The sequence below is a fragment of the Photorhabdus sp. RM71S genome (assembly GCF_042879355.1).
GTDB classification, from domain to species: Bacteria; Pseudomonadota; Gammaproteobacteria; order Enterobacterales; family Enterobacteriaceae; genus Photorhabdus; species Photorhabdus kayaii.
In genome coordinates, this window is the sequence record NZ_JBHFKV010000009.1 from 14,541 (window position 1) to 39,611 (window position 25,071).

21 protein-coding genes are annotated in these 25,071 nt (G+C 38.7%); 5 read left to right on the top strand and 16 right to left on the bottom strand.

Annotated elements, in window-relative coordinates; genetic code table 11:
* The first annotated feature begins 19 nt into the window (after positions 1–19).
* A complete protein-coding gene (locus tag ACGF5R_RS07300; RefSeq protein WP_262981304.1) occupies positions 20–730 on the top strand; it encodes a Bax inhibitor-1/YccA family protein in 711 nt (236 codons plus the stop codon).
* Positions 731–798: 68 nt separating this feature from the next.
* Here the strand turns inward: ACGF5R_RS07300 and ACGF5R_RS07305 are convergent, their stop codons facing one another.
* From ACGF5R_RS07305 to cecR, 5 genes are read right to left on the bottom strand one after another with little or no spacing between them, the layout of a single operon-like run.
* A complete protein-coding gene (locus tag ACGF5R_RS07305; protein WP_387690303.1) occupies positions 799–1,905 on the bottom strand; it encodes an ABC transporter permease in 1,107 nt (368 codons plus the stop codon).
* 12 nt (positions 1,906–1,917) lie between these two features.
* The gene (locus ACGF5R_RS07310; protein WP_387690305.1) at positions 1,918–3,078 is read right to left on the bottom strand and encodes an ABC transporter permease; all 1,161 of its coding nucleotides are present in this window, start codon (positions 3,076–3,078) and stop codon (positions 1,918–1,920) included.
* Entirely contained in the window at positions 3,078–4,814 is a 1,737-nt protein-coding gene (locus tag ACGF5R_RS07315; protein WP_262981305.1) for an ATP-binding cassette domain-containing protein, read from the bottom strand. Before ACGF5R_RS07315 ends, ACGF5R_RS07310 begins: the two co-directional genes overlap by 1 nt.
* Positions 4,815–4,823: 9 nt before the next feature.
* A complete protein-coding gene (hlyD, locus tag ACGF5R_RS07320) occupies positions 4,824–5,816 on the bottom strand; it encodes a secretion protein HlyD (protein WP_112876146.1) in 993 nt (330 codons plus the stop codon).
* Between the two features lie 16 nt (positions 5,817–5,832).
* Positions 5,833–6,519: a transcriptional regulator CecR gene (gene cecR, locus ACGF5R_RS07325; RefSeq protein ID WP_112876145.1), complete on the bottom strand. Its 687-nt coding sequence runs from the start codon at positions 6,517–6,519 to the stop codon at positions 5,833–5,835.
* 302 nt (positions 6,520–6,821) lie between these two features.
* Between cecR and rhlE the strand changes: the two genes are divergently transcribed.
* A complete protein-coding gene (gene rhlE / locus ACGF5R_RS07330) occupies positions 6,822–8,108 on the top strand; it encodes an ATP-dependent RNA helicase RhlE (protein ID WP_112876143.1) in 1,287 nt (428 codons plus the stop codon).
* A gap of 3 nt (positions 8,109–8,111) precedes the next feature.
* Positions 8,112–9,044, top strand: coding sequence for a tRNA dihydrouridine(16) synthase DusC (gene dusC / locus ACGF5R_RS07335; protein ID WP_387690307.1), 933 nt, complete (start codon positions 8,112–8,114; stop codon positions 9,042–9,044).
* A gap of 124 nt (positions 9,045–9,168) precedes the next feature.
* On the opposite strand, the gene ACGF5R_RS07340 is transcribed toward dusC, so the two are convergent.
* The 7 genes from ACGF5R_RS07340 to ACGF5R_RS07370 all read right to left on the bottom strand — a co-directional run bounded on the left by ACGF5R_RS07340 (position 9,169) and on the right by ACGF5R_RS07370 (position 17,626).
* Positions 9,169–9,723, bottom strand: coding sequence for a GNAT family N-acetyltransferase (locus ACGF5R_RS07340; protein ID WP_112876141.1), 555 nt, complete (start codon positions 9,721–9,723; stop codon positions 9,169–9,171).
* 235 nt (positions 9,724–9,958) lie between these two features.
* Complete coding sequence (locus ACGF5R_RS07345; RefSeq protein ID WP_387690309.1) at positions 9,959–11,065, bottom strand: lipase family protein; 1,107 nt, start codon at positions 11,063–11,065, stop codon at positions 9,959–9,961.
* A gap of 591 nt (positions 11,066–11,656) precedes the next feature.
* Positions 11,657–12,736: a lipase family protein gene (locus tag ACGF5R_RS07350; RefSeq protein ID WP_387690311.1), complete on the bottom strand. Its 1,080-nt coding sequence runs from the start codon at positions 12,734–12,736 to the stop codon at positions 11,657–11,659.
* A 357-nt stretch (positions 12,737–13,093) separates the two neighbouring features.
* Positions 13,094–14,212 (bottom strand): lipase family protein, encoded by a 1,119-nt coding sequence (locus ACGF5R_RS07355; protein WP_387690313.1) that lies wholly within the window; start codon positions 14,210–14,212, stop codon positions 13,094–13,096.
* Positions 14,213–14,790: 578 nt separating this feature from the next.
* Positions 14,791–15,915: a lipase family protein gene (locus ACGF5R_RS07360; protein ID WP_387690315.1), complete on the bottom strand. Its 1,125-nt coding sequence runs from the start codon at positions 15,913–15,915 to the stop codon at positions 14,791–14,793.
* Between the two features lie 629 nt (positions 15,916–16,544).
* Positions 16,545–17,381 carry a 3-mercaptopyruvate sulfurtransferase gene (gene sseA / locus ACGF5R_RS07365; RefSeq protein WP_387690317.1) on the bottom strand — a complete coding sequence of 279 codons (837 nt, stop codon included), beginning with the start codon at positions 17,379–17,381 and terminating at the stop codon, positions 16,545–16,547.
* A gap of 83 nt (positions 17,382–17,464) precedes the next feature.
* On the bottom strand, positions 17,465–17,626 hold the full coding sequence (locus ACGF5R_RS07370) for a hypothetical protein (RefSeq protein WP_167405280.1): 162 nt from the start codon (positions 17,624–17,626) through the stop codon (positions 17,465–17,467).
* A gap of 156 nt (positions 17,627–17,782) precedes the next feature.
* Between ACGF5R_RS07370 and dinG the strand changes: the two genes are divergently transcribed.
* Positions 17,783–19,915 carry an ATP-dependent DNA helicase DinG gene (gene dinG, locus ACGF5R_RS07375; RefSeq protein ID WP_387690319.1) on the top strand — a complete coding sequence of 711 codons (2,133 nt, stop codon included), beginning with the start codon at positions 17,783–17,785 and terminating at the stop codon, positions 19,913–19,915.
* Between the two features lie 131 nt (positions 19,916–20,046).
* Here the strand turns inward: dinG and ACGF5R_RS07380 are convergent, their stop codons facing one another.
* The 3 genes from ACGF5R_RS07380 to rhtA all read right to left on the bottom strand — a co-directional run bounded on the left by ACGF5R_RS07380 (position 20,047) and on the right by rhtA (position 22,262).
* Positions 20,047–20,268, bottom strand: coding sequence for an alkylphosphonate utilization protein (locus ACGF5R_RS07380; RefSeq protein WP_112876135.1), 222 nt, complete (start codon positions 20,266–20,268; stop codon positions 20,047–20,049).
* A 188-nt stretch (positions 20,269–20,456) separates the two neighbouring features.
* On the bottom strand, positions 20,457–20,963 hold the full coding sequence (gene dps / locus ACGF5R_RS07385) for a DNA starvation/stationary phase protection protein Dps (RefSeq protein ID WP_387690321.1): 507 nt from the start codon (positions 20,961–20,963) through the stop codon (positions 20,457–20,459).
* Between the two features lie 405 nt (positions 20,964–21,368).
* On the bottom strand, positions 21,369–22,262 hold the full coding sequence (rhtA, locus tag ACGF5R_RS07390; protein ID WP_387690323.1) for a threonine/homoserine exporter RhtA: 894 nt from the start codon (positions 22,260–22,262) through the stop codon (positions 21,369–21,371).
* 431 nt (positions 22,263–22,693) lie between these two features.
* Here rhtA and ACGF5R_RS07395 point away from each other — a divergent pair, with 431 nt between their 5' ends.
* Positions 22,694–23,257, top strand: a complete 564-nt coding sequence (locus tag ACGF5R_RS07395) for a TIGR00730 family Rossman fold protein (RefSeq protein ID WP_262981321.1) — start codon at positions 22,694–22,696, stop codon at positions 23,255–23,257.
* A 189-nt stretch (positions 23,258–23,446) separates the two neighbouring features.
* On the opposite strand, the gene ACGF5R_RS07400 is transcribed toward ACGF5R_RS07395, so the two are convergent.
* On the bottom strand, positions 23,447–23,857 hold the full coding sequence (locus ACGF5R_RS07400; RefSeq protein WP_112876131.1) for a toxin: 411 nt from the start codon (positions 23,855–23,857) through the stop codon (positions 23,447–23,449).
* Positions 23,858–25,071 lie beyond the last annotated feature (1,214 nt).

Here is a 25,071-nt window from a genome sequence, read left to right on the forward strand (position 1 = left end):
GTCATAGAAGGTAAGCGCCATGGATCGTTATCCACGCTCAAATGGTTCTATAATCCAGCAAGCTGGAACCGGCTTGCAAACTTATATGGCCCAAGTTTATGGTTGGATGACTTGTGGCCTGTTGTTAACGGCGTTTGTGGCTTGGTATGTGTCACAAAATCAGAATGTTGTTGAATATATTTTCTCAAACTCGGTGATTTTCTATGGATTAGTTATTGCTCAATTGGGATTGGTTTTCGTCCTCTCTGGCATGATTAACCGCATGGGAGCTTCGTTAGCTACTGGGTTGTTTATGCTCTATTCAGCGCTGACTGGGCTAACGCTTTCCGGTATTTTTAAAATATATACTGGTGGTTCCATTGCCACTACTTTTGTCGTGACCGCAGGGATGTTTGGTGCGTTGAGTTTTTACGGCTATACCACCAAACGTAGCCTGAGTGGCCTTGGTAGCTTCTTGTTTATGGGGTTGATCGGCATCATTTTGGCTTCTCTGATTAACCTCTGGTTAAAGAGTACAGCGTTGATGTGGGCGGTAACCTACATTGGTGTCGTTATCTTTGCGGGCTTAACCGCTTATGACACTCAGAAGCTGAAAGAGATGGGTGAAGATCTTGATGTGAATGACAAAGAGAATTTGCGTAAATTCTCAATTGTTGGCGCATTAACGCTGTATCTGGACTTCATCAACATGTTCTTGATGCTACTACGTATTTTTGGCGATCGTCGCTAAATTCACTGATTGGTTTCTGAGAAAAGCCCTGCATCGTTAAGTATAGCTAAAATGCAGGGTCATTCTTATTAAGAAATTTTCCGTCTAAATAACCAATAGGCAAGATTACCGGTTGTGGCAGTAATTACCAAAAGAGGCCACAAACTTCTCCAGATAACCGTGAAATCGGCATCTTTGAGATAAATTTGCTTAGTGATGTCGTTAAAGTGCCAGATAGGATTAATCCAGGTGATGTCTTGTAACCATCCGAACATATTTTCAACCGGAGAAATATAACCGGAGATTAAGATAGCGGGCATGATAAAGACAAATACGCCAATAAACGCCTGTTGCTGAGTGTAGCAAAGGGAAGAGATTAGCAGGCCAAATCCCACCAACGATAAACTGTAGATCAGCATAGCGCAGTAAAACAGCGCTAGTGAACCAGAAAAGGGAATTTGATAGCAGAATATGCCAATAGCAAGCACTAAAGTTGCCTGAAAGGTAGCGACAATCACCGCAGGAACTGCTTTGCCAATGAAAATCTGCCAGGTGGTCATGGGTGAAACTAGTAATTGATCCAGTGTTCCTTGTTCCCTTTCGCGCGCAATTGACAGTGCTGTGACCGTCAATATTCCAACCGTAGTAATCAGTGCCACCAAAGAGGGCACGACGAACCATTTATAATCCAAGTTAGGGTTATACCAGTTGCGGATCACCAACTCGCTATTATTGGCTTTCGGCAGGTTACCCATCAGTTCCTGTTGATAGTTAAGGACAATTTCTTGGATATAGCCCGCAGCAATTTGAGCGCTGTTAGAATTGCGTCCATCCAGCAATACTTGGAGGGAAACCGGGTCATGACTGGCAATTTTAGCACTGAAATCTTGTGGGAAACGTACCAGTAATAAGGCCTTTTGGTGATCGATTACCGGTTGTATTTCTTGTGAATGGTTCAGCAATAGCACATCAGGAAATGCTTTTGATTTTGCCAGCCGTTGGGTGAGCTCAATAGAGGCTCTGCCTTTGTCTTCATCAAAAATAGCAATAGTTGCATTAGTCACATCAAGGGTTGCTGATAAAGGAAATAAGATCATCTGGAAGATAACCGGCATAACTAAGATAGCCCGTGTTTGCGGATCTCTGAGTAGAGATTGCAATTCTTTAATAATCAGGGTGTAAAGACGATAAAACATGCTAATTCCTTCTTAATCCAGACGCCGCTGGGTTTTCCATGCTGTCAGGCCAATAAACACAATAGCGGAGGCGATCAGTAATAATAGATTTATCACCAGTACCGTACTGATATTTCCAGCCAGAAAGAGAGTATGCAAGCTACTGACAAAATAACGAGCCGGGATGAAATAGGTCACTACCTGAATAAAGGCAGGCATGCTATTTATTTCAAAGATGAAGCCGGAAAGCATAATCGCAGGCAGAAAAGCGACATTCAGCGCTATCATTGCGGCATTAAATTGGTTGCGTGTCACCGTAGAAATCAAAAGCCCGATACCAAGGGCCGTAGCCAGGTAGAGGCTAGTGATTGCGGACAATATCCATAATGAGCCTCTGTAGGGTACATCCAGCACAAATACTGTCATCAGCATACAGAGCATCATGGAGAATGATCCAAGCACTTGATAAGGCAAGAGTTTGGAAAGCAGTAATTCGGTGCGGGTAATTTGAGTAGAAAGCAGAGCTTCCATCGTACCGCGTTCCCATTCACGGGCAACCACCAATGATGTCAGAATGGCGCCAACCACGGTGATGATAATGGTTATTGCGCCGGGAATGATGAAATGCTGGCTAATTGTTGCCGGATTGAACCAATAACGAACCTGCATATCAATTAACGGATTAACAGCGTTCCCCTGATCTTGTCCTCTTTGTTGTAGCCAAATCTGCCACACTCCTTTAGCATAACTTTGTACAAAACTTGCTGTATTGGGTTCACTGCCGTCAGTAATGACTTGAATTTGGGCTTTACCGTCAGGACGGGCAAATTGCGCATCGAAATTAACAGGAATGACAACCAGTCCACGTATTTCTCCCGATTGCATCATATTAATTAATTGCTGACGATTATCGCTGATTTTGGGTTCAATATAGGGAGAACCGGCAAAAGCCTGTATCAATTCACGAGCATCTTCACTTTGTTGTTCTACCAGAATACCAACACGGACTGTACTGGCGTCGAGATTAATACCGTAACCAAAGATAAACAGCAGAATCAATGGAATGGCAATAGAAATTAATCCGCTGGTGGGATCACGTAAGATCTGTTTTGTTTCTTTTACACAAAGTGCTTTCAATCGCCACCAAGAGAAGCAGACAGCTTGCTGTGGAGTATGTTGCTTTGGGCTACTCATTATTGTAGCTCCTCATCATAATTAACGACCAGATCAATAAATGCCTGTTCCATTGATGGGTCAGGTTTTTCATCAGTAGCAACCAATTGTTTCAAATCATCAGGCGTTCCGGCGGCAATCAATTTACCTCGGAATACCAACCCTATTCGGTCACAATATTCTGCTTCATCCATAAAGTGGGTGGTCACCATAACGGTAACGCCTTTATCTACCATGCCATTAATATGTAGCCAGAATTCCCGTCGTATCTGTGGATCAACTCCCGAAGTTGGCTCGTCCAGGAACAAAATATCTGGTTCATGCATCAGTGCGCAGGAAAGGGCAAGACGCTGTTTATATCCCAGAGGCAATTGGTCGGTGGTTTGATGTAAAACAGATTTGAGATTGAAAGCGTTGATCATGCCATCAATTTTTTCTTTTTGCTTGCGCCCTTGCAGGCCGTAAATGCCGGAAAAGAATTTCAGGTTCTGTTCAACTGTCAGGTTGCCATACAGAGAAAATTTCTGCGCCATATAACCCAAATGTTGGCGGGCTTTCCCGGAGCTGGTTTTCAGATCCATTCCCAATACCAGCGCCTTACCGCCAGTCGGCACCGTGAGCCCGCACATCATTTTAAACGTGGTGGATTTACCGGCACCGTTCGGGCCAAGCAGACCAAAGATTTCTCCACGTTTTACCTGAAAATCAACATGGTCAGTGGCAGCAAAATCGCCAAATTTTTTGGTTAAATCCTGCGCTTCAATGACTGTTTCTGTCGGGTTAGCAGCAATCCGTGGCATGATCTTTGCTAGTTCAGAATGGCGGGTGGAACCGCCACCGAGTAAATCGATAAAAGCATCTTCAAAGCGGGGAGCGGTTTTAACGATTTCAGCATCAGGTTGCTTAAGCTGGCTAAGTAATTCTTGCGGTGAGGCATCAGATTTGAGAATAAGACGAACATATTTCCCCTGAATCACGCCGTCTGTTACTTGTGGCAAGGTAAGAGCGTGTTGCAGCATTTTTCTACGAGAATCTTGTTTGGCACCAAGCAGAAAAGAACGCCCGGACATCTTTTGGGTCAGTTTTTGTGGTTGTCCGCTGTAGAGCAGTTTTCCTTGATTAAGTAACAGGACATCACGACACCGCTCAGCTTCATCCAGATAAGAAGTACTCCAGAGGATTAGCATCCCATCATCTGCCAGTTCGTGAACCATCCGCCAGAGTTCGCGGCGGGCTATCGGGTCAACTCCAACGCCGGGTTCGTCCAGCAGCAGAACTTTGGGTTTGCCAAGCAGAGTACAGGCAAGCCCCAATTTTTGCTTCATGCCGCCTGAAAGTTTGCCCGCCAGTCGCTTGGTAAAACGGGTCAGATCAGTAAACGTAAGTAGTTGTTCATAGGTTTTTTTACGCTCGTCACCCAGCACGCCACGCAGATCTGCATACAGATTCAGGTTTTCTAATACGGTTAAATCTTCATACAGGCCAAATTTCTGTGGCATATAGCCCAGTTCAAAGCGCACTTGTACGCCATCTTTTATCGGATCAAGCCCTATTATTTCAATAGAACCGCTATCGGGTTTCAGTAAACCCGCTAGCATGCGTATCAGTGTAGTTTTTCCTGCTCCATCCGGGCCTACAAGCCCAGTAACTGAGCCACCGTAGATCTCTGCGGTCAGGCTGGATACCGCAGGATTATTCAGGCTGGGAAAAGTTTTTTCGACTTTTTCTAACCTTATCGTATATGCAGAGCTGCTCATGACAGCTCCTTATTTATCTGAATCGGAAAAATGCAGAGTAACTGGCATACCTTGACGCAGGGCATCATCCGGGTCGGTGACAATAATGCGCAACCGATAGACTAGAGTAGTACGTAGATCAGGGGTCTCTACATTCTTTGGTGTAAATTCGGCGGTGGGTGAAACAAAGCCAATTTTGCCGTGATAAGGTTTATCTTTACGGCTGTCGGTATAGAGTAAAATTTCACGTCCGGGCGTTGCCTGTCCGAGATGGCTTTCACCGATATAGGCTCTTACCCAAACTGGGTCAGTCAGAGAAAGTGTAAACACCGTATTGCCGGCTGACAACATAGTGCCTGGTTCAATGGCGCGGGTCAGAATAGTACCGGATGAGGGGGAAGTCAGTTGAGTATCTTGCAAGTCCAATTCAGCCTGAGCAACAGCCGCTTCGGCTTGAGCAAGCTGGCCTTTAGCTTCTGCAATTTCTTCTTTACGATAACCGGTTTCGAACTGGTTCAGTTTATCTTTAGCTGCTTGTAAAGCTGCTAATGCTTGATTGTGATTTGTTTTAGCATCATCTAATTCGTTGGCCGAAATAACTTTACTTTGCCACAAACCTTGTTGGCGTTTGAAGAAACTATTAGCGAAATGCCAGGCAGCCTCGCGTTGTGCAACTTCCGAACGGACTTGGGCAATTTCTTCTGTGCGATAACCCTCTTCCATCATGGCTAAACGTGCTTTAGTGCTATCACGAGTGGCTTTCGCTTTATTGAGGGCGTTAATAAATGGCCCATTGTCCAGTTGGCCGATGACTTGATTGGCTGCAATGGTATCGCCTTCATCAACTTGTAGACTAGCGAGTTTACCACCAACCCGGAAACTAAGATTAACAGTACGTATATCTACATTGCCATAGAGGGTCAGAGTTTTATCACTTTTACCTTGATAATAGTAACTTCCTAAAATAGCACTAAGAATAATCGCAGTCACCAATATTGCCAGAGTGAGTTTTTTGTTGTACATGATATTCCCTGTTATTTTATTTATTCGGATTATGTTTTTTCAGTCCATTCAGTAATAAATCGATATGCTGGATAAGGATCTGATCAATCAATTTATATTCTTCGGGTCCGATATTATTCCAGCCTGTCTGACGTAATAAAGTTTCCCTCGCCATGCGGAAAGTGAGAACTTCTCCCATTAAAGCATGAGTGTGTAACATGGTAGAAAGCTGATGTTCATCGGCGCCGATATAGCTGGCAATCAGTTTATTTAATCTGCTGTGAAGGGGCACGAGTGCTTGCTCATGGATTAGGGTATAAGCATCCGTTGGCGCAAGTTGTTCTCTGGCCATTATCCGGCTGATATTAATACTCTCTTTTTCAATCATCAGGCGGTTAATTCCAAGGAATCCTTCATGAATCATCCTCAATATATTTTCTGGTGAGTACGGTGCTGATGATGAAAAAAAATCATCAATTTTTTTAAAAAGATGAGTGAACTCAGTCTTAATTGTGTCAGTAATATGCTGGGCAACTGCCTGATAAAGCCCCTCTTTAGAGCCAAAATAATAAGCTATGGCGGCAATGTTTTGTTGAGCATGTAATGCAATTTCCCTAGTCGTTGCACCGGTCAGTCCTGATTTACCGAAAATTTCAAGGGCTGCTTCGAGTAGCTGTTGTTTGGCTTGTTCGCCTCTGGTGGTTTGGGTGTTGTTGACTGACATGGACATGAATCCTGTTGCAAATAATCAAAAGACTTAAACAAAATATCAATCATTAGTTAACTCTATACTTATAGTAAATCAATGTAAATTGCATAAAAATGTTATGGATCATGAAAATTACTGGGTAAATAGCTGTCGTTTTAGTTGCATCATCAGAAAGTATATCTGGTATAATAGTTAAAACATGGAGCATTGCAGTTTGTGTTTTTTCCTTTGTGGTATTTACCACGTCTGATTTTCTTCCCATAAAACTGCCCCTGAATAGCGTTCAGGAATGGTGAAGTTTGGAGTTTTTCTTATTTATGAATTTTAAATCACTTGGCTTAAGTGCTGATATTTTGCGTGCCGTTGAAGAACAAGGTTATTCAGCGCCGACGCCAATCCAACAACAGGCAATTCCTGTTGTATTAGCAGGTAAAGATTTATTAGCGAGTGCTCAAACAGGCACGGGTAAAACTGCCGGTTTTACCTTACCCATGCTGCAACGGTTAAATGATTCTCCTATTCAGATGAAAGGGCGCCGGCCAGTCAGAGCATTAATCCTGACTCCAACTCGTGAATTAGCTGCTCAAGTGGGTGAAAATGTACGCGACTACAGCAAATACCTCAGACTGCGCTCTCTGGTTGTTTTTGGCGGTGTCAGTATTAACCCTCAGATGATGAAATTGCGGGGTGGTGTGGATATTTTAGTCGCAACGCCAGGGCGGTTACTGGATCTTGAACATCAAAATGCGGTTGATTTATCACGGGTAGAAATTCTGGTATTGGATGAAGCTGACCGGATGCTGGATATGGGGTTTATTCATGATATTCGCCGGGTGCTGAATAAATTACCACCGAAACGGCAAAATTTACTGTTTTCTGCGACTTTCTCTGACGATATCAAAAAATTAGCCAATAAGTTATTGCGTGATCCTGTTAGTGTTGAAGTTGCACGTCGTAACTCTGCTTCTGAACAGATTGAACAGTTTGTTCACTTTGTCGATAAAAAACGTAAAGGTGAGCTGCTCTCTTTCTTGATCGGTAGCCGTAACTGGCAGCAAGTGCTGGTATTTACCCGAACCAAACATGGCGCAAACCGTTTGGCGGAACAGTTAAATAAAGATGGTGTAACGGCTTCTGCTATTCATGGTAATAAAAGTCAAGGGGCGAGAACCCGTGCACTGGCTGATTTTAAAGATGGCCGGATCAGAGTGCTGGTAGCGACAGATATTGCTGCCCGTGGTTTGGACATTGATCAACTGCCTTATGTGGTGAATTTTGAATTGCCTAATGTCGCTGAAGATTATGTCCACCGTATTGGTCGTACTGGTCGAGCAGATGCAACAGGGCAGGCACTTTCTCTGGTCTGTGTTGATGAGCATAAACTGTTGAAAGATATTGAACGTTTGTTAAAACGGGAGATTCCCCGTATGGCAGTTCCCGGCTATGAGCCAGATCCAACCATCAAGGCTGAACCTATTCAGAATGGCCGTCAGGCACGTGGCGATAATGGGCAGAAAAATAGCCATCGTCGTTCTGGGGTACCTTCACGTCAGCGTAGCCGCAATCATGATGTATCCCATAAATGGCCTAACGCTAGAGGTTAATGAATGCGGGTTTTACTGGCTCCGATGGAGGGTGTGCTGGATTCTTTGGTCAGGGAACTTCTGAGTGAAATCAATGAGTATGATCTGTGCATTACAGAATTCTTACGAGTTGTTGATAGCTTATTGCCAGTAAAATCTTTTTATAGGCTTTGTCCTGAATTACATAACCAAAGCCGGACACCATCCGGCACGTTGGTAAGGGTTCAGCTCTTGGGTCAATATCCGCAGTGGCTGGCAGAGAATGCGGTACGAGCGATTGAATTAGGATCTTACGGTGTTGATTTGAATTGCGGTTGCCCGTCAAAAACAGTCAATGGTAGCGGTGGCGGAGCAACGCTGCTGAAAGATCCTGAACTGATTTATCAGGGAGCGAAAGCGATACGTGAAGCGGTACCTGCTCATTTGCCTGTGACGGTTAAGGTTCGCTTGGGTTGGGATAGCGGTGATCGGCAATTCGAAATTGCTGATGCGGTACAACAGGCGGGCGCGACGGGAATTACGGTTCATGGGCGAACCAAAGAGGATGGTTACCAAGCGGAGCGTATTAACTGGCAAGCAATTGGTGAAATTCGTCAACGTCTTTCTATTCCGGTTATCGCCAATGGTGAGATTTGGGATTGGCAAAGTGCGCAGGATTGCCTGAGTGTGACAGGTTGTGATGCGGTCATGATTGGGCGGGGTGCGCTTCACGTTCCTAATTTGAGCCGAGTGGTGAAATATAACGAACCAAAAATGTGCTGGCAGGACGTTGTTCAACTATTGCAAAAATATATCCGGTTGGAAAAGCAGGGTGATACCGGGCAATATCATGTTGCTCGAATTAAACAGTGGCTTGGTTATTTGCGTAAAGAATATGAAGAAGCGACAATGCTGTTTGAGGCGATAAGAAAGTTAAAGACATCTGCTGATATAGCACATGTGATCTCTTTGGTGTAACAGGTGATTAAGAGCAATTTAAAACCTCCCATCAGGGCTATTATTTTATTTTGCTCTTCTTTGTTATGAAGAATGAACTTGGGCAGTGCTTAGACAAAAGCATGCCCATGAACATGTAAGACCGTTACTCTTTTTGAGAATTATTTTTATTCCACTCGTCGCGAGTTATTTCCCATATTTCCGAGGGCATTCTTCCGCTAACAAAATCTTTACTCTCTAGTCTTATTAATCGCATACCACTTTTAATTGATATTTTCCTTGAAGCGATATTGTTACTGGATTTAGGCGCTCTGAGTAGGTTGCGATTTAGGGTATTAAACCAAAAATCGGTAACTATTTGGACCGCTTCGGTCATAAATCCGTTTCTATGCCATTGTGGATCTAGCCAGAAACCTCTATTATTATTTTCTTGATCATATAGTGATATCATTCCTATTATTATTGATGGCTGATCCTTCTTTCTTATAGTCCAAAACCATGCATTTCCTTTTGCCATTGATGGTAGGGCAATATTATTTATATATTTCATGGCACCATCATCTGGGTAGGGCCACGGGGTGTTTGCTGTAAGATAGCGAACAATTTCCCACTGAGGAAAGATATTTTGAATTTGTATATAATCCTTACTTTCTAAAGGATGTAATATCAATCTTCTGGTTTCTAGTTTTTTGGGTTCCATTTTGGTTTCCTTTGGTAATGCTTTATTTTAAAAAAAGTCAGATGATAATGAATTTTACTACCACTACGTGATATCTTTGTCAAAAGAATTTTAATTGATGTGATAATGGTTATTATGAATGATTTTGGTGGAGGGATGATTCATTAGTAATGTTGAAGATTATGAAGTCATAAAATGGAACCTTTAATCAAGGTTCCATTTGGTTTAAATTAAAGCAAGAGACAATACGATGAAATTAACAGGTATTATCTTCATCTTGAATAATAGATGAGAAAAGCTCTCTAATATTGCGAGATTGACCATCGTTAATCACAACAATATCATAATCAGTTGGTGGATTAATACGATCATTAACGACTGTAAAACTCATGCCGTACTCTTTGGGATAAGCATCAATATGTTGAAGTACGAGTTTTTCAATTAAACCGGTAGAAGGTTTTAAATCAGGTGCAGTAAAAGGTAAATCTGGCGTAAGTTGAGTGTAATTCTTATCCTTCACGACTGAAATAAAACCGTTAACGATTAAAGTTGATATTGGATAGAGAGCCTTAATTTGCTCTAATCCTTTTACACTCCAGGCTAGGGTAACGATATCTTTACGATTGTGGATTCGGAGAAACTTACTTTCATAGCTAGATAGTAATGTTCCATTAAAAATAGATTCACTATAGGATACAAAAACGTCGTTACCGGCAGTTGGGGCAGCAAAGGAGGAAACATGAATACGAATATTGTTATTTCCTTTATCAATATAACGTCTCTTTAAATACAGACCAAGCGTAGAGGCCATCACACCGCCTAAACTGTGCCCTGTAAGAATAATATTATGTATTCCTTCTTCCAGAGCAATTTTATCAATTGCTTCAATCAGTGATTCTCCATAACCAGCAGGGTTATTGCTCTTTATTTGGTTGACAATATAGTCTAAAGTTATATGGGTTCCTTTTGAAATTTTAGCATCTTTGGGGGCTTTTGGATCCCAAATTGACCAGTTTTCAGTTGTGCCTACATTGAAATTCTCATCAAACCAGTTAACAGTGGACCATGAACCACGAATAACGATTCGATAATCATTTGGATTTTTGAGATCTTTTACAATGAATAAAACGTGATCATCTTTTTTATCTGTAACGCTTGTTTTCTTATTAACACTACCGACACGAAAAACAGCAGGTCCCCAAATGATAGAGAATCTATTTGCTGTCGCTTTACTACTTGCTAATGATTTTTGAATATTTTCTGAAACGAGAGCCGGTTCTGGTTGATAGGTTATTATACTCCCCGAGTTAATAATAAAGCCTAACGCGAGATTTATTTTTTGATCTTCAAGAGAAATTGTCATTTTTGTTTCCAATTTTTAATATAATGAATGCTGATCTGATGTGTTAGCTTAAACATCAATGATCAATACCTTGGGTTTTTATTTAAACAACAGAATCAAAGTTAATAATAATCTTTAAATCTGTTAAATGAGAGTATATAATTTTTTGAAGTTATTTTATTTAACAAAATAAATTATCTATTATGAACTTTAAAATAAGCGATAAAAATTACACCATGCTTTTGTAAGGTTATATTAGCTATTGAGAGTGATAATTGTGATATCTATTATCTATGGAAAATAATTTATATTGGTATCTACAAAAATGAGTGATAGTGAATGGCTGTAATTAGTGATAGATAAGAAAAATAATTTATTTACGCTATTTAATTATATACCCAATGGATTTCAAGATGCATCGCGACGGCAAGGGAGCGAATCCCCGGGAGCATAGCGAACTATGCGACCGGGGTGAGAGAGTGCAGCCAACAAAGAGGCAACTTGAAAGATGACGGGTATAATTTATTGCAATGAATGGAACCCTTAATATAAGATTCCATTACTGATGAATCAAAAAATATATTACAATATGGTAAGGTTAGTAATATTGTTCTAATCTTTAATTAGAGAACTGAAACAGTCATGAATATGTTTAGATAAGTTATTGTCAACCACAACAATATCGCAATCAGTCGGTATCGTTGAATTGCCATGAACTTCTTTGTAAGTCATTTGATAATGTTTTGGATATGCCTTGATATGTTGAAATCCTATACTATCAAGTAAGTTTTGATGTTTATTTAACTTCTCTGAAAAAGAGCACTCTGGGGAGAGTTGGGTATAGTTTATATGGTGGGTTTTGTGGATATAAATCTCAACTCCAATTGTTAGTAGTGGATAGAGTTTCTCAATTTTCCTCAAATCATTTTTAGCCCATGCTAATGGAACGATATCATTGATATTATGAATTCTCAGAAAATTACTTTCATAAACGTTAGGGCTTAATGTTCCTTTAAAAACAGAGTCAGAATAGGAGGCGAAAATATCATTGCCGGCAGTTGGGCCTGCGAAGGAGCAAGTGTGAATACGTATATTGTTGTTGTTGATGTAGCGCCTTTTAAGATATAAGCCAATAGTAGAGGCTAGTAAACCACCCAAACTATGCCCCGTGACGGTAATATTCAGTATCTTATCTTTCCTTTCTTCTGTGGTAATTTCATCAAGTTTATCGATGAGTGATACGTTGTTCTCATTAAGAGGTTTACCTTGAATAAGGGATTTTAATGCTAAGTCTGTTCCATGGGAGATCTTAGCATCTTTAAATTCTTGAGGAATATTTGTGTCCCACTTCGACCAGTCTACAGTTTTAGATACATGAAGATCTTCATCAATTTCGTTAATCTTAGACCAGGTTCCCCGAATGATAAGGCGATAGTCACTTGGATTATCGATATTTTTCACAATCATGACAACGTGATCATATTTTTTGTCATGGTGTTTTTCATTAATACGGAACACAGCCGGTCCCCAAATAATAGAGAATTTATCTGCTGTTGCCTTACTGTTTTTAAGTGATTGTTTAATATCACATTCAATGGTTTTTATTTTGTCTGATTTGTCAGATATTTCTCCAGAATTAATAATAAGGCTTAACGCGAGATTTAATTTTTGCTCTTCAAGAGATATAGTCATTTTTTACCCCTCCCATTTTTTCATATGGTAAATGTTGATCTGATGCTTTGGCTCAAACATCAAGGTTTAATTTTTTGAGTCTTCCGTTTAAATAAAAATATAGTTAAGTTTAAAGTTAATAATGAATTTTGAATTTGTCAAATATGTGCAAAGGGTTTTTAATGTTATTTTATTTGACAATACGTAAATTATTTATTATGAAATTAAAGGTAATTGATAAAAATGACATGCTAAATAATTCTATAAAAATATCATTACATCTTTGAAAGGTTATTTATAACGCTGATTATGGAAAGTCATTTATTGCAATGAATGGAACCTTTAATAAAGGCTCCACTTATATTATACATAATAAGATTATGTAATATTGATTTTATCTTTGGTTAGAAATTTGAAGAGATCGACAATACTTTCGGATAGGCTATCATTAACTACAACAATATCGTAATCAGTCGGTATATTTGAATTATCATCAATGGTGATAAAACTCATATCATACTCTTTGGCATAGGCATGAGTATGTTGATTGCCAATATTAACCAGTAAATCATCAAACGACACTATTGGTGATATTGGAATCTGTGAATGAATAGGGAAATCTGGGGAAATTTGAGTGTAATTCTTATTAAAGACAGAGAGGATGAGAGCATTAATTGTTACAGTTAACACTGGATAGATAGCTTTAACTTCCTCCAAATCTTTTATATGCCAGGCTAGGGGAACCACATCCATGCTATTATGAATTCTTAGAAAATTACTTTTATAACCGGCTACTGATATGTCATTGAAAATAGATTCAGAGTAGGATGCGAAAACATCGTTACCAGCAGTTGGTCCTGCAAAAGCACAAACATTAATCCGAATATTATTATTTCCTTTATCAAGATATCGTCTCTTTAGATATAAACCAATGGTAGAAGATAGTACGCCTCCCAAACTGTGTCCTGTAATAGTAATGTTTTGTATTCCTTCTTTTAGGGCTATTTTATCAATCGCATCAGTGAGAGATTCTCCATAACCCGGAGAATTATTGCTTTTCATTTGGTTAATAATATAGCCTAATGCCATGTCGGTTCCATAGGCTATCTTGGCATTTTCAGGTGATCTTGAATCCCATCGTGCCCAGTCTTGAGTTTCACAGACAATAATATCTTCATTAAGCCAGTTAATATCGGACCATGATCCCCGAATAACAACGTGATAGTCATTTGGATCATAGCGATTTTGCACAATGAATAAAACATGATCGTCTTTTTTATCTATAACGCTTTTTTTCCTACCAATGTCATCAACACGAAACACTGCGGGTCCCCAAATGATAGTGAATTTATTTGCTGTAGCTTTACTGCTTTCTAACGATCTTTGGATATTTTCTGAAACAATGCCCGGTTCTGGTTTACTGGTTTTGATTCCTCCAGAGTTTATAATGAAGCTGAGCGCGAGATTTATTTTTTGATCTTCACGAGAAATAGTCATTTTTACTCCCTATTTTTTCATGTAATAAGTGTTAATGCGAGGTATCGGTCTAGATATCAAGATTTAATTCTTTTGCTCTTCCATTTAGACAAAAACAGAATTTAACTTAAAGTTAATAATAACTTTCAAATCTGTCAAATAATTACATCGGTTTTTTGATATTATTTTATTTGACGGAAATATAAATTATTTATTTCGAAATTAAAAGTAAACGATTGAGTTATATATTGAATAATTACATTGTAATATTATTTTTATCTTTTAGGATTATATGTATTACTTAATATTAGTAATATATAAATAGCTTTGAGATTATCTCTGCGAATAATGTTATTGGGAGTAATTATAAATCAATGATATTCTAATGATATATACCCGTCATCTTTCAAGCTGCCTCTTTGTTGGCTGCACTCGCTCACCCCGGTCACATAGTTTGCTATGCTCCCGGGGATTCACTCCCTTGCCGTCGCGATGCATCTTGAAATCCATGGGGTATATTAAAATAATTTTGGTTTAATGGAACCTTTGTAATAAGGCTCCATTAAATTTAGATAAAATATAGATAAAGCATAATAAATTTATGAGACATTAATATTGTCATCAGGCAGAGGTATAAGTAAGAAATAAGCGACGATATCTTGAGATAGATTACTATTAATAACCACAAGATCATCAATAGGTGGTTGAGTACCGTCATTAACTTCCACTAAATTCATGCCATATTGGTTAGCATAGGCTTTAATATGTTGAAAAACAACTTGCTTATTGAGGTCCAGTTCTGCAATAGGTGCTGTAAAAGGTAAATCTGGCGTGAGTTTGGTGTAACCTTTATCTTGTACGAGAAGAACAATCTTTTTAAATCTATTAATTAATTTCTCATCTAATTTAATTAATGGTTCATAGATGGTTGGGATTTTCTCTAATCCATCCAGGTTCCATATTAGGGAAATAACATCTTTACGATTATATATCCTTAAGAAATGGCTTTTATAGCGGGTTGTTGAGGTGCCATTAAAAACAGATTTAATATAAGATGCAAAAATATCATTACCGGTATTTGGATTGGCAAAAGAGCAAACATGAATACGAATATTATTGTTCCCTTTATGAAGGTATAAGCGTTTTAAATACAACCCAAGGGTAGAAGCGAGAATACCACCCAAACTGTGCCCGGTGATGGTAATATTATGTGTACCTTTTTCCGAAGCAATTTTATTAATTGCCTCAATGAGTGATTCTCCATAACCAGGAATATTGTTACTTTTTACTTGATTAACAATATAGTTTAATGCTAAATGGGTTCCATAAGAGATCTTAGCATCTTTAAACTCTTCAGGGATATTTTGATCCCAAAGTGACCAGTTTACCGTTTCATGTACAGCAAAATTTTCAACTTGCCAGTTAACATCAGACCATGATCCTCGGATAACGATGCGATAATCATGGGGAATTTTGCGATTTTTTACAATGAATAAAACGTGATCGTCTTTATTATCTTTAGTGTTTTTTCCATTATCAACACGAAAAACAGCGGGGCCCCAAATAATAGAAAATCTGTTGGCTGTCACTCTGCTCTTTTCCAGTGATGTTTGAATATCTTCTGCAACCATAGTTGGCTCTGGTTTTTCAGTTATTATACTCCCCGCACCACTGATAAAGCTGAGTGCGAGATTTATTCTTTGATCTTTAAGAGAAATAGTCATTTTTACTCTCCATTTTTATAATATAAATTTTGATATTATGCTCTGGTAAAAGTATCAATATCCAACTTTTTTATAACCCATTGCATAGGGATATTTTATTTTTACACCTTTGTGGTAAAACGTGGAACAGGGTAATATTCCAGATAAAAATCAATGGGTTTTAAACCCATCTTGGTGCTGATCTCCTTATGTATTTCCTCTAAAGACAATCCCTATTGGAATAATATCTTAATCTTATTTTTAAATAAAAAACAGAGTTGAATTTTAAGTTGATAATAATAATATTTGAATTTGAAAATATATTTATTTCATTGTTTTATGTAACTATGATTGATAAAAATAATATTGATTGAAGAATGAAAAATTAAATTGACAAATGGAATTGTGAAATATAACGATATGGAAATTATTTGATTGGATGCTATTTAATTACTGAAAAACATATCTATACCCAATGGATTTCAAGATGCATCGCGACGGCAAGGGAGAGAATCCCCGGGAGCATAGCAAACTATGTGACCGGGGTGAGCGAGTGCAGCCAACAAAGAGGCAACTTGAAAGATAATGGGTATATTTGTTTATATTAAATAATTAGAGGGCATAGAGTAAATATGCCCTATGGCATTTAATTATTTTTCAAGTGGCAAAGCATCATCTGCTCCCCATTCAGCCCATGAGCCGTCATATAAATAAACATCTTGCTTGCCGATGATATCTAAACCCAGTACCAAAACGGCCGCGGTCATACCTGATCCACAACTGGCAATAACTGGTTTGTTTAAATCGACATCTTGCTTACGGAAAATATCTGTAATTTCATTTGCGGATTTAAAATGACCACTTTCTACTAACATGGTCCACGGAACGTTTTTACTACCGGGAATATGGCCCATTCTTAATCCGGGACGCGGTTCTGGTGCTTTAGCTTGAAAACGGTCTGTTGCTCTAGCATCGGCAATTTGGGTCTGTTGATCATTGAGAGAATCCAGAATTTGTTCCAGAGATTTCACTTTGTCGGCATTGAAATTGGCACTAAAGATTTGAGGATTGCGTTTCACTTCACCTGATTCTGTTGGCAATCCTGCCTGTTGCCAACCTTGTAAGCCGCCATCAAGAATACGGACGTTATGGCTACCGAATATCTTAAATGTCCACCATGCACGAGGAGCAGAAAACATATTGCCTTGGTCATAAATCACGACTAAATGATTTTTACTGATCCCCATTGCGCCAATAGCCTGACTAAAAGTTTGCGGGTCGGGCAGCATGTGAGGTAATCCACTTTGATGATTGGCAATTTTGTCTAAATCAAAAAATTGGGCGCCGGGAATATGGGTATCCAGCCAAAGTTTATGACAATCAATCTGTTGAGGTGGTGGTGGGGCGGTTGCATCAAGGATGACGAGATTCTTATCATCAAGATGATCTTTTAGCCATTGTGGAGTGACAAAGTATGCGTTATTCATGGGGTCCCTCACTTGATACGAAGATGAATTAGATACAAGGATAAAATAGCCCTATTGGGATAGGCACTACGTGTTACAGCCCGTTATTGTTGTTGTGCCGGCGCTGTGGTGGTTTCTGGTTGTTGGCTGGTTGGTGATTCTATCGGTGTGGTTGAACGGGTATACATATTAAGGCCCGCCAAGAATACGCCGCCAATTGAACCAAATGCAAAGATAGCGATGAAAATGATAAGGAGCTTTTTCATTATTGTTCTCAGGTGTTGTAGAAAATAGGCAGTATATAGCGTTCTGAATAGCTGACAAGGTGCTCACCAATTTAATGATTATTGCCTCGACATGAAGCTGATTTCATTTCTGCTCTGTGGGACAATAGCGCTCCGATTTCATAGCAGTAGAATCCAATGGCACTTTCCAATTCAATAAAAAATCAGATAAGTCAGTGGTATAAGATATTACCTCAACATATTAATGGTTTTATTTCTCGTACTCCGCAGCGGCAGATGATTGCCGAAGTTGCAAAAACGCTTGCGGATCAGGAAGGTCGTCATTTGGTTATTGAGGCACCAACGGGAATCGGTAAAACCCTTTCTTACCTGCTACCTGGGATTGCTATCAGCAGAGCGGAAAGTAAGCCATTGGTCGTGAGTACGGCGAATGTCGCTTTACAAGATCAGATTTACAGTAAAGACCTTCCTCTGTTGCGTAAAATTATTCCCGATCTGAAATTTACCGGTGCTTTTGGTCGTGGTCGTTATGTTTGCCCACGCAATCTTGACGCTATCTGTGCAACCGAGAGTGAGCAGATCGATCTTATGTTTTTGGTTGAGGACAAAACAGAGCTTGCCAGTAGTGAAGAGAGGGAATTGTGTCGTCGGTTGCGTAGTGATTACACAACTTTTGCCTGGGATGGGTTGCGTGATCACCATAAATTGGCTTTGTCCGATGCTTTGTGGGGGAAAGTGAGTACGGATAAAGCAAATTGTTTGGGACGTAACTGTCAGTATTATCATCGTTGCCCATTTTTTATTGCTCGCCGTGAGATAGAAAATGTCGATGTGGTGGTCGCTAACCATGCGTTAGTGATGGCGGCATTGGAGAGTGAATCGGTACTCCCTGATGCTAAAAATTTGTTATTGGTACTCGACGAAGGACACCATATACCGGATGTTGCCAGGGATTCTCTGGAAGTGGAGGGGGAAATCACTCTGTTTCAACTGAATGGTCAATTAGATACTTTTGTTCGTCATGTTGAGCAATATCTGGTGCAGTTCCATCCGGCAAAGCCACCACGCTTAGCTAATGCCAGTCGCCTTAATGAACACAGTGAAAAACTACGAGAATGCTTTAGAGAGCTTGCAATTATCACTCAGGCGTTTTTACCTGATAAGAATGAAATAGATGAGTATCTGTTTGAGATGGGTAAATTACCGGATAACTTGCTACTTTGCTGCCAGCAGCTATTTAAATTGACTGACGGTTTACGGGGTTTGGCAGAAGCGATACTGAATGATTTGACTGAGCGGACGGCTAAACAGGATATTGTCAGATTGCATCGGTCTATTTTGCATACTAGTCGTACGCTTGGATATTTTGAAAATATGACTAAGCTGTGGCGTTTAGCAGCGTTGGAAGAGTCATCCAGTGCGCCGGTATCAAAATGGCTTAGACGCCGTGATGAGAAAAATCAGTCACACCTCTATTTCCATTGTGCCGGTATCAGAGTCAGCGAACAGCTTAATCAACTGCTTTGGCGTAGCATTCCTCATGTGATTGTGACATCGGCAACGCTTCGTTCTCTGAATAGTTTTTCCCGTATTCAGGAGTTGACTGGGTTGACTGAAAATGCAGGCGACCGTTTTGTCACATTGTCATCACCTTTTGATCATATGCGGCAGGGCAAACTGGTTATTCCCAAAATGTCATGGGAGCCGACACTGCACAATGAAACCGCTCATTTGCAAGAGATGGCGTGTTATTTCAGAGCCCAACTGCTGAGGCAGCAACATAAAGGCATGTTGGTTTTGTTCAGCAGTCAGAGGGCGATGGATATCTTTCTCTCTTATGTAACAGATTTACGTCTGATGTTACTTGTGCAAGGGGATCAGCCACGTTATCGGTTAGTGGAAACACATTGTCAGCGTATCAATGAAGGGCAGTGTAGTGTTTTGATTGGATTGCAATCTTTTGCCGAAGGTTTGGATTTAAAGGGGGATTATCTGTCCCAAGTTCACATTCAAAAAATCTCATTTCCGCCAGTGAATAATCCAGTCATTATTACTGAAAGCGAATGGTTGAAATCACTTAAACGTTATCCTTTTGAAGTGCAGAGTTTACCAAGTGCTTCTTTTAGCCTGATTCAGCAAGTAGGAAGACTTATCCGTAGCCATGAATGTTATGGTGATGTGGTGATTTATGACAGGCGCTTACTGAGCAAAAGGTATGGCCCAAGATTGTTGCAGGCGCTGCCCATTTTCCCTATTGAACAGCCGGAGGTTATTTCAGAGACGGAAATTGAGAACATAAAAAAGAGATAACTAGCAAGGAATAGTAAATCTACCCAAAATCGAGGTTTATTTTTACTCTTAGCAAAAAATGTCGGCCTTTTACGCCACCCTCTTTATAGGGGGCGGCTAATTTGGTAAATAAAATCGATAGAAAAGGCGATTTATCCTACTTTTTTCAGAAAACAGGTTTTTAATACTAACCCTCTGATTTTATCTGCGTTACATTCGATTTCATCGTCACGATGGGTAAGACGGATATTTTTAATCAAAGTGCCGCGTTTTAACGTTGCTGATGTGCCTTTTACTTTTAGATCTTTGATGACCTGTACAGAATCGCCATCATTAAGTAGGGTGCCATTACTGTCTTTTACTTCGGTGTCCATTTTATTATTTCCTCAAGTTATTTCTGAAAATAAGTGTGGATTATAGACAATTTGTGCTGATTATTAAAGGATATGGCGAAATTTGTCCGTTCCGGGTATTGGGTGATGAAAGGATAATGCAAACAAGCCCCATTGTTAACAGGGGCCTGTAGGTTTCAGAGCTCTTAATTTGGCGGCTCTTTATATTTTTACTGCTCAACACTTGCTTCAATAAACCATAAGAATTTGTCGAGATCACGAGAGGCGGTAGTTAACATATCTGCGGTGTTTTCATCCTCAATTTCATCCAGTGCTTTGCGGATATCGTTAGCGACAACAGCATAACGGTCGGCCAGCGCTTTTAGATGATCCTGCACGTCATGGATATTTGTTGGGTAGCTTTTCAGTGCTGTGTGTCTATTAACTTCCTGTACGGTGCCGAGAGCTATTCCACCAAGTTGTACGACTCTTTCTGCAAAGATATCCGAATGTTCAATAATCGTGGCACGAAAGATATCCAGCATTTCATGGATGGAAATAAAATTTTTGCCACGCATGTTCCAATGTGCTTGTTTGGTAAGCAGCGAAAGATCAATAAATTGGATCACCATATGGTTCAGAATTTCAATTGTTTCCTGCTTAATGTCATCATCGACATCATTACGAGTATAAAGTAGTGTGGATGTCTCTATTTTGACTAATTTGGCAGTCTCCATAATAATTTTCCCCTGATGTTAATAATGAGTCTTTCATTGATGAGATAAATGTAACTCGATATTAGTCTTAAGTCATATATACCCGTTATCTTTCAAGTTGCCTCTTTGTTGGCTGCACTCGCTCACCCCGGTCACATAGTTTGCTATGCTCCCGGGGATTCACTCCCTTGCCGTCGCGATGCATCTTGAAATCCATTGGGTATAGCTTATTCCTATTAAATCAATAGTTAATTTTTATAAGAAAATATTTACCATGAAATTCTTCAATTAATATTGAAAAGTATAATAATTTATCAGGTAAATCTGTGTGAGTAATTTTTTCATGAATCAGTTTTTTATTTATAAAAAAACCGGAGAATGACTTTATTCCTCCGGCTTCTATTTTATTTAGATTAAATAAAATAATTAATCTATTTCGGTGATTTTAGGTTTTCCTTTTATTGTTGACGTAGAACCGATGGAGGCAAAAATAATACAGAACAGTGCCAGCCATTGCGTTATAGTTAAATGCTCATTCAGAAACGCAATACCAGATAGTGCACCCAATGCGGGTTCAAGGCTCATTAGAGTACCAAATGTTTGTGCAGGTAAACGGGTTAGAGCAATCATTTCCAGTGTATATGGGAATGCGGTAGATAGAATTGCAATTGCCAGTGCCAGAGGGAGAATAGACATATCAAATAATAGCTCTGGCCCTGTTTGTATTAAACCGATAGGGAAAAATATCATAGCAGCGATAAATGAACCAATGGATACAGTTGCTGCTCCATGACCTGCCCCGGCGCGTTGGCCGAAAATAATATACAGCGCCCAACAAACCCCGGCGCTGAGTGCATAAATAACCCCTATAGGATCTAAACTATTAACATTATTATTGCCAATAGGTAGTAGGAAAAATAAGCCAGCGATAACCAACGCCACCCAAAGAAAATCTATTGGTCGACGTGATGAGAACATGGCTACAGCCAGTGGGCCGGTAAATTCAAGGGCCACGGCAATACCTAAAGGAATAGTTGTCAGTGCCATATAGAATGTATAATTCATCGCGCCAAGAGCAATACCATATGTAAGCAGTGGCATGATGGATTTTCGGCTAAAACGCAAGCGCCAGGGTTTAAAAATAATAAACAGAATGATAGTTCCAAGACCTAGGCGCAGTGCGGTAACACCTGGTGCACCGATGACCGGAAACAGCGTTTTGGCAAGAGAAGCACCACCCTGAATTGATGTCATGGCAAGCAGTAACAGTATTACAGGTATTAATGGAAAGGTGCTCTTTTGGAGCTTGGAAGGAGACATCCGGGCAAAACCTCAAATTAAAATCAAGTGATCTGACCGATAATCTTCGCAGTGAAATGCAGATAACTCAATAGGTTTAGAGAATATAATTTTAGCGAAATATTTTTCATTTATTAGACCATATTATATGGTTATAGTGAAATTAAATTTCATTATTGGTATATAATTCTGGTATAAATTTACATTGTATTTTAATATGTTGATAATTTAGGGATGACAAGTGATGAAGGTATTTACTACAATCTGGTTAATGTTTGATTTTATATCATAATAATTAAGTATAAGTTATGATTAATGCTAATATATTGAATATGAAAGAAACCGTCTTTATTTTGTTTTTTTATATCAGTTTTATAAGTGAGTTGTATGATTGTGATACTAACGTATAATCTTGGTTTTCATGTGAAGATAAAGTAACAGGAGCTGAGATAATGAAAAGTATTGCGGTTTATTGTGGTTCAAGTCTGGGTATATCTGAAATCTATAAAGAAAATGTCATTATCTTCGCAAAGGAATTGGTTAAACGTAATCTTACACTGATTTATGGTGGCGCTAGTGTGGGTATTATGGGAACTGTTGCGAATACGGTTTTGGCAGAGGGCGGGAAAGTCATTGGTGTTATTCCAACATTATTGGAAGCACGGGAAATATCACATAAAAATCTGACTGAATTATACGTTGTTGAAACGATGCATCAGCGTAAAAACAAAATGATTGAATTAGCTGATGGTTTTGTTGCTTTACCTGGTGGCTTTGGTACGTTGGAAGAGTTTAGTGAGGTATTTACCTGGAGTCAGATTGGGTTACATACGAAACCTTGCGGTATTCTTAATATTAATAACTTTTATGATCCACTAATTGCCATGATCAATAAAATGGTTGATGAACAATTCTTACATGAAAAATATCGTCATATGGCAATCATTGAACAGGATCCGGCCATCTTACTTGATCGTTTCAATACTTATCGGGCGCCGTCTATAAAAACATATTAAAAGCAGCTCTATAATTAAAATAGTATTATTATGATGAGAGAGTTATACAGGAATGGTAATAATAAGTAAGAATTCATAATTGATTAAGATGGGAAAGAAATTATCTCTTTAAATAAACCATTCCTGTTGTATAGATATTAATTAAAATATCTTCTCACAGGAATGGTTGTTAATAATGCTGATTAAGTATTAGCTTACAATCATATATTCTACTACTGGATTATTACCGCCATCTGCTGTATAGGATAAATGTAAATCATCACCTAAATAATCAGTTGAGATTGAGTAGCTGCTGCTGCCAATCAGAGGATTGCTCCATGTAATATAAACGCTATAGATTTCGCCTTTACTATCTACAAATACATAGGTACAGCGCCCTGCAACACCACCTAACAGGCTGTTTGAATCACTTCTCCAAATCGCTTTTCCAGGCGTGTTATCATTGCTTCTATTAATGACTTGAGGAGGAAGAGTGGTCCACTCACCTTGATCCAGACGAATAGAATCCTGAATAAGTTTAAGTTTATATACTGATTTGTTAGTTACTTTTGCAATAACGCTGATTGGTGCTTTTAAGGAGATTGCTTCGATCTCTGACATAGTATTACCTCTTGTGATTGATTTTAAAAATATAATTAATAAATTCCAAGATTTTAATTCAACCTGTTATGGTTATATAAAATAACTTGGGGCGTAACCAACTTTCTTAGCTATATTTGATAGCTTATTTTTACTTCTTATTAGAATTCCATTTCTTTATGTTTCCTGAAGATCAATTTTTATATCTGAGTATTTTTATTTATCGTTATCACCATTTTATTACCATTTTTGATAATTTTAATCTTTTAAAAGATTAAAATTAAAAGCAAACTATCTATTCATTGGTGTAGATAAAAAGATTTATTTTGTCTCGATGTTTTTTAAGATACCTTTTCTCTCAGATAAAAGTCAATTTTTTTGCTCTTTGTGTTTTATTATAAAATAACAACCGGTTAATTATATTTTCGTACTTAAAAACGCAGATATAAATGATAAAATATGTCTATGTTTTTAATAACTAATATATAAAACAACTATAATGACAAACAAAAATAGATTGCTAGGTCTATGATGAATGAATAATAATTTTATTGTTTTTTGAACATTAATTCATCATTATATTGATGAGATGTTAATATGTTGTAATATTGAATGAGTATAACTTAGCAACAGATTGTATTTATTTTGAATAGCTATAAACGCATTAATTTGATAAGTCTTTCTTATTGCTAAGAAGTTTATTGATTTATTGATTAACAAATATTTGGATAATGGGATGAAATTATATTCACTATAGGGACTATTACATCCTTGATGAAAATATCATAAAAAAATTAAATTGTTATAAATGTAATGTCATTGGTTATTAATATGTTTATTTTCGGTGTGTCATTATTGATTTTTCTTAATTTTCTTCTTCGTGTTTGATTTGAGAGCACATTCCGCATCAAATTAAATCACAGTATCGTTTTGTCATTCAGAGTACCAATAGAAAGCTTGTTGCTATTTTATTAAAAGTAAAAAATCAAAGCAGTCTATTTTTAGATATTAGTCGCCAGATCTTGCAAGCAAGCCTTTAAGCTGGCGGAATGCCCTGGGACTCTAGGGCTTCTCACGAGTCTGGAGTCTGTTTTAGCGAATGAATTTTCGGTACGATATAAATTAATTAGCTCGAATAACGCTCAAAACTCTCCGCGATCTCTTAACACTATTGTGGCATAATGCGCCGCTACCGATTTTTCCGATTTTCCTTTTGTTTCTAAATGTAAGAGCGA

Coding starts and splice junctions, on each gene's coding strand:
- ACGF5R_RS07380 (WP_112876135.1), bottom strand. CDS start 20,268: ATGGACACCGAAGTAAAAGACAGTAATGGCACCCTACTTAATGATGGC.
- dps (WP_387690321.1), bottom strand. CDS start 20,963: ATGGAGACTGCCAAATTAGTCAAAATAGAGACATCCACACTACTTTAT.
- ACGF5R_RS07360 (WP_387690315.1), bottom strand. CDS start 15,915: ATGACTATTTCTCTTAAAGATCAAAGAATAAATCTCGCACTCAGCTTT.
- ACGF5R_RS07355 (WP_387690313.1), bottom strand. CDS start 14,212: ATGACTATTTCTCGTGAAGATCAAAAAATAAATCTCGCGCTCAGCTTC.
- rhlE (WP_112876143.1), top strand. CDS start 6,822: ATGAATTTTAAATCACTTGGCTTAAGTGCTGATATTTTGCGTGCCGTT.
- ACGF5R_RS07345 (WP_387690309.1), bottom strand. CDS start 11,065: ATGACAATTTCTCTTGAAGATCAAAAAATAAATCTCGCGTTAGGCTTT.
- ACGF5R_RS07350 (WP_387690311.1), bottom strand. CDS start 12,736: ATGACTATATCTCTTGAAGAGCAAAAATTAAATCTCGCGTTAAGCCTT.
- ACGF5R_RS07395 (WP_262981321.1), top strand. CDS start 22,694: ATGAAAAGTATTGCGGTTTATTGTGGTTCAAGTCTGGGTATATCTGAA.
- hlyD (WP_112876146.1), bottom strand. CDS start 5,816: ATGTACAACAAAAAACTCACTCTGGCAATATTGGTGACTGCGATTATT.
- ACGF5R_RS07300 (WP_262981304.1), top strand. CDS start 20: ATGGATCGTTATCCACGCTCAAATGGTTCTATAATCCAGCAAGCTGGA.
- ACGF5R_RS07315 (WP_262981305.1), bottom strand. CDS start 4,814: ATGAGCAGCTCTGCATATACGATAAGGTTAGAAAAAGTCGAAAAAACT.
- dusC (WP_387690307.1), top strand. CDS start 8,112: ATGCGGGTTTTACTGGCTCCGATGGAGGGTGTGCTGGATTCTTTGGTC.
- ACGF5R_RS07310 (WP_387690305.1), bottom strand. CDS start 3,078: ATGAGTAGCCCAAAGCAACATACTCCACAGCAAGCTGTCTGCTTCTCT.
- ACGF5R_RS07400 (WP_112876131.1), bottom strand. CDS start 23,857: ATGTCAGAGATCGAAGCAATCTCCTTAAAAGCACCAATCAGCGTTATT.
- cecR (WP_112876145.1), bottom strand. CDS start 6,519: ATGTCAGTCAACAACACCCAAACCACCAGAGGCGAACAAGCCAAACAA.
- ACGF5R_RS07340 (WP_112876141.1), bottom strand. CDS start 9,723: ATGGAACCCAAAAAACTAGAAACCAGAAGATTGATATTACATCCTTTA.
- ACGF5R_RS07370 (WP_167405280.1), bottom strand. CDS start 17,626: ATGAAAAAGCTCCTTATCATTTTCATCGCTATCTTTGCATTTGGTTCA.
- dinG (WP_387690319.1), top strand. CDS start 17,783: ATGGCACTTTCCAATTCAATAAAAAATCAGATAAGTCAGTGGTATAAG.
- ACGF5R_RS07305 (WP_387690303.1), bottom strand. CDS start 1,905: ATGTTTTATCGTCTTTACACCCTGATTATTAAAGAATTGCAATCTCTA.
- rhtA (WP_387690323.1), bottom strand. CDS start 22,262: ATGTCTCCTTCCAAGCTCCAAAAGAGCACCTTTCCATTAATACCTGTA.
- sseA (WP_387690317.1), bottom strand. CDS start 17,381: ATGAATAACGCATACTTTGTCACTCCACAATGGCTAAAAGATCATCTT.